At 42.2% G+C, this 7,370-nt stretch carries 5 protein-coding genes and 1 pseudogene; 1 reads left to right on the plus strand and 5 read right to left on the minus strand.

All coding sequences use genetic code 11. From position 1 onward, the window contains the following. Positions 1 to 8 precede the first annotated feature (8 nt). Positions 9 to 1,508 carry a DUF3360 family protein gene (locus GQR52_RS10130; protein ID WP_165728343.1) on the plus strand — a complete coding sequence of 500 codons (1,500 nt, stop codon included), beginning with the start codon at positions 9 to 11 and terminating at the stop codon, positions 1,506 to 1,508. Between the two features lie 91 nt (positions 1,509 to 1,599). Here the strand turns inward: GQR52_RS10130 and leuD are convergent, their stop codons facing one another. From leuD to GQR52_RS10155, 5 genes and pseudogenes are all read right to left on the minus strand, one after another. Continuing rightward, on the minus strand, positions 1,600 to 2,199 hold the full coding sequence (leuD, locus tag GQR52_RS10135) for a 3-isopropylmalate dehydratase small subunit (protein WP_010555450.1): 600 nt from the start codon (positions 2,197 to 2,199) through the stop codon (positions 1,600 to 1,602). After that, the gene (gene leuC / locus GQR52_RS10140; protein ID WP_165728344.1) at positions 2,199 to 3,599 is read right to left on the minus strand and encodes a 3-isopropylmalate dehydratase large subunit; all 1,401 of its coding nucleotides are present in this window, start codon (positions 3,597 to 3,599) and stop codon (positions 2,199 to 2,201) included. The genes leuD and leuC overlap by 1 nt, the downstream gene beginning before the upstream one ends. A gap of 60 nt (positions 3,600 to 3,659) precedes the next feature. Next, a complete protein-coding gene (leuB, locus tag GQR52_RS10145) occupies positions 3,660 to 4,736 on the minus strand; it encodes a 3-isopropylmalate dehydrogenase (RefSeq protein WP_165728345.1) in 1,077 nt (358 codons plus the stop codon). Next, positions 4,733 to 6,286 carry a 2-isopropylmalate synthase gene (gene leuA / locus GQR52_RS10150; RefSeq protein ID WP_165728346.1) on the minus strand — a complete coding sequence of 518 codons (1,554 nt, stop codon included), beginning with the start codon at positions 6,284 to 6,286 and terminating at the stop codon, positions 4,733 to 4,735. Before leuA ends, leuB begins: the two co-directional genes overlap by 4 nt. 593 nt (positions 6,287 to 6,879) lie before the next feature. Then, positions 6,880 to 7,370 (minus strand): annotated as a pseudogene (locus tag GQR52_RS10155) (hypothetical protein); the annotation flags it as partial.

Here is a 7,370-nt window from a genome sequence, read left to right on the forward strand (position 1 = left end):
GAGAACGCATGCAAACTACACCACCCGGTGATGCACCATCAAACACGCACAAGGATGCTCAAAGCTACGAGCAACTTCACAAGCCGAGTTCAGAGTTTAATACTCGCGACGAGTATCTCGAACATGAATTACAAATTATGCAGCCTAAGCGCTGGCGTCCTAATTTACCGTTTAGAGATTACCGATTTGAATTTGAAGACACCATTCCTGCAATGGCGGGCACTATTGGTAAAGTGGTTATGGTGGGCGCTATTGCAGCAACCTTCGCGGCACCTCTTGGTTTAGGCGATGCGTTTGTTTTAGAAAATGTGCGTTACGAATTACTCATTGTTTCTATTTTTATAATTTTGTTTTCAGGCTTTATTTTACCAACAGCCAACTTAGCCGGTACTCACGGCCCGCTTATTCCGTTAATTCCTATTGTAGTTGCAGCTGGCGGCCATCCTATGGCATTTGGCTTACTCATTGGTGCCTTTGGATTTATTTTAGCCATAACCAAAGGGGGAAGTATGCTCGCGCGCCTAACCAGTAAAGGGGTGTGTGGCGGACTACTTATTTATTTGGGCTTTATTGGCACTATTTCGCAAGTTAAAAAGCTGTTTGCTTGGGCTGAAGCCATTGATATGGCACACATTGCATTTATTGTTATTTTAGCCACCATTTTATTGTATGCACTTTTAGAGCACTTTAAAAAGCGCTGGTTAGCGGTACCGTTAAGCTGCCTTATTGGTGGCGTGGTTGCCTTTGCTTTAGGTGCACCGTTTGAGTTTCATACTGCACCGGGTTTACCAAATATGAACCCAGCATACTGGTGGGGCGAAAACACAGGTTGGATGCTTGGCCTACCAACACTTGAAAGCTTTGTTGTTGTACTACCTTTCGCTGTACTTGCTGTCGCTATGTGGTCACCTGATTTTTTAGGTCATCAAGTATTTCAAAAAATAAGCTATCCGCAACGCACCGAAAAAGTACAAATGAATATAGACGACACCATGCTAAGCGCATCGGTTAGGCAAACATTCGGCTCACTTGCCGGTGGTGCTAACTTTGCCTCGTCTTGGGGTACTTATATTGTGCCTGCCGCTATTGCTAAGCGCCCTATTCCTGCTGGCGCTATTTTAACTGCATTATTTTGTATTATTGCTGGTTTATGGGGCTACCCTATGGATTTAGCAATTTGGCAGCCTGTGCTCTGTGTAGCACTTATTGTGGGCGTGTTTATCCCACTACTTGAAGCTGGCATGGAAATGACGCGCGAAGGTAAAACAACGCAATCAGCCGCTATTGTGGTATTTGCTTCGACCTTAGTTAATCCGGCTTTTGGTTGGTCGCTTACTATGTTACTTGATAACTTAGGGCTGATTGGCTGTAAAGAGCGCAGCGCTGAGCTAACTAAAATGAGCCGCTGGGTGATTCCACTTATTATGTTTGTGTTACTTACCACTGTAATGGCAATTGTAGGCATGTTACCCGGTATACCTGCGTTAATGGCTGACTTTAGGCATTAACCTTTAGCTACCACATCTAATATTTACCCATAAAAAAGCACGGCAATTGCCGTGCTTTTTAATACGTGATTCTTAATTACAGGTTAAGAAATTACTGCCAAGAACGCTCAGTCGCTAGTTGTTTTTCAAACGCATCAATTTGTGGGTTTAGCGTTTCGGTTACACCAATAAAGTCTAAACCACTTAACAAACGTTCTTTTACCTCTTTACTAATATCAAAACTAATTGGTGCAAACTTACTGCTTGTTAGTGTTTGATTTTCAAGATCGATTTCAATGTTAATATCGTCGTGCTGCTCGCTAAGTACAAACAATTGCTCAAGCGTGTCGGCAGGTAACGCAATGGCTAACATTTGGTTGTTACCACAGTTATTAAAGAAAATATCTGCAAAGCTTTCAGCTAAAATCACTTCAAAGCCGTATTGCTTAAGCGCCCAAGGAGCATGCTCACGTGATGAGCCACAACCAAAGTTGTCGCGCGTTAATAATATTTGCGCGCCTTGGTAGCATGGGCGGTTTAAAATAAAGTCAGGGTTTGGCTCGTCGTTATCTAGGTAACGCCAATCATAAAACAATGCAGCATCAAAGCCTTCGCGGCTAGTTGATGTTAAAAACTGCTTAGGAATAATTTGGTCAGTATCTACATTGTTTTTATCAAGTGGGGCCATTAAGCCACTAAAAAATACGCTCATTAGGCTTCTCCTCTAATATCAACAAAGTGACCATGTATTGCAGCAGCTGCGGCCATTGCAGGGCTAACTAAATGGGTACGCCCGCCACGACCTTGGCGGCCCTCAAAGTTACGGTTAGAAGTAGATGCACAACGCTTGCCTGCTCCTAGGCGGTCATCGTTCATCGCTAAACACATAGAACAACCCGGTTCGCGCCATTCAAAGCCAGCGGCTTTAAAAATATCAGCTAAGCCTTCGTCTTCGGCTTGTTTTTTAACTAAGCCAGAGCCCGGTACAATTAACGCTTCAATGCCTGCTACCACATGTTTGCCTTCAACAATTTTTGCAGCTGCGCGTAAATCTTCAATGCGGCTATTTGTACATGAGCCAATAAATACCGTGTCTACTTTCGCGCTTGATAATTTATCACCCGCTTTTAAATCCATGTACTTAAGCGCGCTGCGAATAGCATCGGCTTTAATTAAATCTGGCTCTTTATCTGGATCGGGTATGCACTCATCAACACCAATTACTTGCTCTGGGCTTGTGCCCCAGGTAATTTGCGGCTGAATGTCGTCGGCATTTAGCTCAACAACTAAATCAAAGTGTGCGCCTTCATCCGTTTTTAATGTTTCCCAATATTCAACGGCTGCATCAAAATCTGCGCCTTTTGGTGCAAACGGACGACCTTTTAAGTAATCATAAGTAATTTGGTCAGATGCAATTAAACCCGCTTTTGCACCCATTTCTATGCTCATATTACATAGCGTCATACGGGCTTCCATTGAAAGCGCTTCAATGCCTTCACCACAAAACTCTGCTACATAACCTGTGCCACCAGCGGTACCTAGCTTGCCAATTACCGCCATAATTAAATCTTTAGCCGTAACCGTTGGACGCAATACACCGTTAATTTGAATTTTTAACGATTTCGCCTTTTTTTGCTGTAGCGTTTGCGTTGCTAATACATGCTCAACCTCAGACGTACCAATACCATGCGCTAATGCGCCAAACGCACCATGCGTAGAGGTATGGCTATCGCCACATACAATGGTTGTGCCAGGCAAAGTAATACCTTGCTCTGGGCCCATTACGTGCACAATACCTTGATTAATTGAGTTTAAATCGTAAAGCACAATACCAAACTCTTTACAGTTTTTATCAAGCGCCATTAATTGGTTTTTAGATACTTCGCTTGCCGCATCAAGTGATCGGCTCTTAGTCGATACGTTGTGATCCATCGTTGCAAAGGTTTTTTCTGGGCAACGTACAGTACGGTTTTTTTCACGTAGACCAGCAAAAGCCTGCGGAGAAGTAACTTCATGCACTAAATGGCGGTCAATATAAAGTAAGTCGGTTTGCTCGTTTATGCTGGCAACGGTATGTGATTGCCAAATTTTTTCGTATAACGTTTGGGCCACTTGCTAATTCCCTAATCTGTTTGAGTTGCAGCATAACGGTGCTGCAACTTTAATATGTTATTAAATGCGTGAAACGATGGCTGCTGCCACATCGCTTGTGCTGTAACCTGCATTTGGATATATATCTGGTGTGCCAACGCCTGCTTCTACGGCTTCTGCTACTGCTTTTTCAATGGTGCGTGCAGCTTCGTCTTGCCCTAGCGAGTAACGTAGCATTAATGCGGCACTTAAAATTTGTGCTATTGGGTTTGCAACGCCTTTACCTGCAATATCTGGTGCTGAACCGCCTGCTGGCTCGTACAATCCAAAACCCGATTGATTCAAGCTTGCCGATGGTAATAAGCCCATTGAGCCTGTGATCATGGCGCACTCATCTGACAAAATATCGCCAAATAAGTTATCGCAAAGTAATACATCAAATTGGCTAGGCTGCTTAACTAACTGCATAGCGGCGTTATCTACGTAAATGTAATCTAAGCTTACTCCTGGGTAGTCTTTGCTTACTTCGGTTACTACTTCGCGCCATAATACGCTTGATGCTAATACATTGGCTTTATCAACAGAGGTAACATGGTTACTACGTAGTTTTGCAGCTTCAAAAGCAAAGCGTGCAATACGTTCAATTTCTTTTCGTGAGTATGTTTGCGTATCAAATGCAAACTCTTCTGCGCCTTCACCACTGCGGCCTTTTTCGCCAAAATAAATGCCGCCAGTAAGCTCACGCACACATAAAATATCAAAGCCTTTTTCGCTAATATCTGCGCGAAGTGGCGACGCTGCACTTAATGCAGGTAATAACTGTGCAGGGCGTAAATTACAAAACAAACCAAAGTGCTTACGAAGCGGCAATAACGATGCGCGCTCAGGTTGCTCATTTGGTGGTAAGTTTTCCCATTTAGGACCGCCTACCGAACCAAATAAAATAGCATCGGCGTTTTCACAAGCACTTAGTGTTTTTGGTGGTAATGCTTCACCAAATTCATCAATTGCTGCACCGCCAATTGCATGATGCTGACGGTTTAGGGTAAAACCAAACTTATCGCTCACAGCATCCAATACTTGCTCTGCTGCTGCCATTACTTCTGGACCAATACCGTCGCCAGCTAATACGGCAACGCTGTAGTTTGTTTTACTCATCCTGCTTTCCTTTGTTGTTTTAAATCAGACACTTTCTGTGCACGATAAATTAAGTTATAAACACGGATCATGGCGCGTACCGACGCTTCAACCACATCCGCTGCAATGCCCGCACCGTGATAAGGTCGGCCATTATATTTAGCTATTATATTTACTTGCCCTAATGAGCTTGCACCTTGGCCTGTCGCTTCTAAGTTGTATTCAATCATTTCAACGCTCATACCGGTTAAGCGCTCAATAGCTGCAAACGAAGCTTCAACTGGGCCATTACCTGTCGCGGCTTCTTGTTTAGCTTCGCCATCAATGCGCATTCCAATAGTAGAGCTTGCTACCGATTGTGAGTTAGAGGCTGAGTTAACAAATTCTAATTGGTATTTTTCGTCTTTGTCGTTAATTTGATTAAAGTAAATCATCGCCTCAAGGTCGTAATCGTATACTGTGCCTTTTTGGTCAGCCAATTCGATAAAGCTTTTATATAAGCCATCCATATCGTAATCAGATTTTTGATAGCCCAACTCTTCTAAGCGATGCTCAATAACATGACGACCCGAACGCGAAGTCATATTTAATTGGTTGCTTGGCACACCCACGCTTTCTGGCGACATAATCTCATAAGTATTTTGCGCTTTTAATACACCATCTTGGTGAATGCCTGAGCTATGTGCAAAGGCGTTTTCGCCAACAATCGCTTTATTTGGTTGTACTGGCATATTACAAATTTTAGCCACTTGACGAGATGCGCGGTAAATTTCTTCACTTTTTATGTCGGTGTATACTTTTAAGTGGTCGTGGCGCATTTTCATGATCATCGCCACTTCTTCAAGCGAGCAGTTACCAGCACGCTCACCAATGCCATTAATAGTACACTCAATTTGGCGTGCGCCGGCTTGCACTGCAGCCACCGAGTTTGCTACTGCTAAACCTAAATCGTTGTGGCAATGCACACTTAAACGGGCTTTATCAATATTTGGCACGTTGTTCATTAAATGGCGAATCATCGCGGCGTATTCGTCTGGCGTTACAAAACCAACGGTATCTGGCAAGTTAATAGTTGAAGCTCCGGCATTAATTGCCTGCTCAACAATTTTACATAAATCCCAATGCGGCGTACGACCGGCATCTTCACACGAAAATTCAACATCATCAGTGTAGTTACGTGCCAATTTAATTGATTTAACAGCCATTGCCGTTGCATCGTCTAGGCTCATACGTAATTTATGTTCAAGGTGCAAAGGGCTTGTAGCAATAAAAGTATGAATACGGCTTTGCTTAGCTGTGCGAAGTGCTTCGCCACAGGCTTCAATGTCTTTAGCAACTGAGCGTGCTAAACCACAAATAATCGGGCCTTTTACTTCGGTTGCAATACGTTGCACCGAGCGAAAATCAGCAGGACTCGAAACCGGAAAACCCACTTCCATCACATCCACATTCAAGCGGCTAATTGTATGTGCTAATTGAATTTTATCATCTTCAGTAAGGCTTGCTTTAAGCGCCTGTTCGCCATCACGTAAGGTGGTATCAAAAATCCATACTTTATCTTGCTCTTGCATAACTGCCCCTCATTCCTATGTTACCCAAATTTCAATTAATCCCAGCCGCGAGATAAAAAAAACCCCGCAATTGCGGGGTTTTTAGTGTTTAACTCGATGCAAACACACTAATCCCCGCTTACTTGCCATAGCAGTAAGAGGTTAAGTTTTAGTGTAATTAAACGAATAATATGCATCTTGTTTTCTTGTGTGTGTGTTCAGTGAAGCCTATTTTTAACATTACAAAGCGACAGAAGCAAGCATAAAAATTCCACAAAACACCTTTAAAACACAACCATAAAGAAAATAAAAACCAATAAACCTTAAATAACAAGATTAAAAATACCAAACACGCTTCTTGTCACCATAATCAAATCGGCTTTAAAGTGATCCCCGATTAGATAAGTTTTATTATTTTTATCTGGGCTTATAAAGTAATCCCATGTTTAATAATTAAAAAGTGCCATTACTCACTTTATCGACAAAATAGTCAAAGTGATTTGAGCTATATTGAGCCTACTTGCATATCGATAGAATCGATTTATTATTTTCAACATATCCAGTTAGTAAATAAACCAATGGGCTTACAGATCCTTTGCTTAATTCATTCATTGTTAACGCCTCACATCTTGAACTGCTAAGTTAGTAATTGCTACTGGGACTAAAGTTCTCATGCCCCAGATTCCTTTTTCTTTAACTAACGCCTCTGTTTGCTCACCTGTTAGTATTTTTTTTGTTCTGATGACACGCTCAGAAAGATAAAACCCATTTTCATCACGTTCTTGCGAGTGCTTTATTCTATACTCTGATTGATAATCTTCCTCTGGAGAGAAAATTATCCCGCCGCCAGTTCCTTCTTCCGAATTTTCTATTTCAGGGTTAGCAATATTAACCCAATGAAAATGTGCTTTTGGCCTTAAGTGAGTCATAAACGCTAAATACTTACCATCAGGTGAAATACGGTGGTTTTTCATTTCCCACGCTTTAGGAAAACCAAAATTAACTTTGCGAACCACTTCACCATTAAACTTATGTATCCAAAAGCCATCGTGCTTTATGGCTAAAAATTCTTTATTGCCCGGGAGTAAAAACAACTCCTCTGAGT

The sequence above is a fragment of the Pseudoalteromonas sp. 31A1 genome (assembly GCF_011378815.1).
In the GTDB taxonomy this organism is placed as follows: domain Bacteria; phylum Pseudomonadota; class Gammaproteobacteria; order Enterobacterales; family Alteromonadaceae; genus Pseudoalteromonas; species Pseudoalteromonas arctica.

What these genes read in the sequence shown, in the direction of transcription:
- GQR52_RS10130 (WP_165728343.1), top strand. Translation starts at nt 9, where the DNA reads ATGCAAACTACACCACCCGGTGATGCACCATCAAACACGCACAAGGAT.
- leuD (WP_010555450.1), bottom strand. Translation starts at nt 2,199, where the DNA reads ATGAGCGTATTTTTTAGTGGCTTAATGGCCCCACTTGATAAAAACAAT.
- leuB (WP_165728345.1), bottom strand. Translation starts at nt 4,736, where the DNA reads ATGAGTAAAACAAACTACAGCGTTGCCGTATTAGCTGGCGACGGTATT.
- leuA (WP_165728346.1), bottom strand. Translation starts at nt 6,286, where the DNA reads ATGCAAGAGCAAGATAAAGTATGGATTTTTGATACCACCTTACGTGAT.